The following is a 1000-nucleotide window of genomic DNA, read 5'->3' as shown; positions in this document are numbered from 1 at the left end:
CTGCTGATCACGCAACACCACATCGTGTCGGATGGCTGGTCGATGGGCGTGCTGGTCAACGAGTTGAGTGCGTTGTACGGCGCGTACTGCCGTGGGGAGGCGGAAGGCTTGCCGGCGCTGCCGGTGCAATACGCGGACTATGCCGCGTGGCAACGACGCTGGATGAGCGGAGAGCTGTTACAGCAGCAGGCAGATTACTGGCGAGCGACGCTGGCGGGTGCGCCGGCATTGCTGGATCTGCCGATGGATCGAGCGCGTCCAGCGCAGCAGGATTATACGGGTGCATTCGTGGACTGCCGGCTGGATGAGACGTTGACGAACCGGCTCAAGGATCTGAGCCGGCGTCATGGAACGACGTTATACATGACGCTGCTGGGGAGCTGGGCGGTGCTGTTGTCGCGGCTGACGGGCCAGGAAGACGTGAGCATTGGCACGCCGACGGCAAACCGCGGGCGGCAGGAGATCGAGGGTCTGATCGGGTTTTTTGTCAACACGCTGGTGTTGCGGCTGGATCTGACCGGTTCGCCGACGGTGGCGGAGTTGCTGTTGCGGGTCAAGACGCAGGCGCTGGCGGCACAGCAGCACCAGGACATCCCGTTTGAGCAAGTGGTGGAGGTGGCGCGGCCGGTGCGGAGCCTGGCGCACAGCCCGCTGTTCCAAGTGATGTTCGCGTGGCAGAACGCGCCGGAAGGGAAGCTGGAACTGCCGGGGCTGACGTTGTCGCCGGTTGGACGGACGCCCTACATGGCGGCGAAGTTCGATATGACGCTGGTGTTGCAGGAAGCGGGAGAGGAGATTGCTGGCGGCATCGAGTACGCCACAGCATTGTTCGACCGCTCGACGGTGGAGCGCTATCTGGGTTACTGGCGCACGTTGCTCGAGGCGATGGTGGCGGATGAGACGCAGGCAGTCCATCAGTTGCCCTGGCTGCCGGTGGCGGAACGCCGGCAGGTGGTGGAGGAATGGAATGCAACGCAGCGGGAGTATCCGCGCGATCAGT

Annotated in this window: 1 protein-coding gene; it reads left to right on the top strand. The window is 64.0% G+C overall.

From position 1 onward, the window contains the following. On the top strand, positions 1–1000 hold a 1000-nt coding region (locus ABD002_RS19575), incomplete at both ends, for a condensation domain-containing protein (RefSeq protein ID WP_343794304.1).

The sequence above is a fragment of the Dokdonella soli genome (assembly GCF_039523175.1).
Taxonomy (GTDB): domain Bacteria; phylum Pseudomonadota; class Gammaproteobacteria; order Xanthomonadales; family Rhodanobacteraceae; genus Dokdonella_A; species Dokdonella_A soli.
Note: the sequence above shows the minus strand (reverse complement) of the source record. Positions and strands in the feature narration are given on the sequence as shown.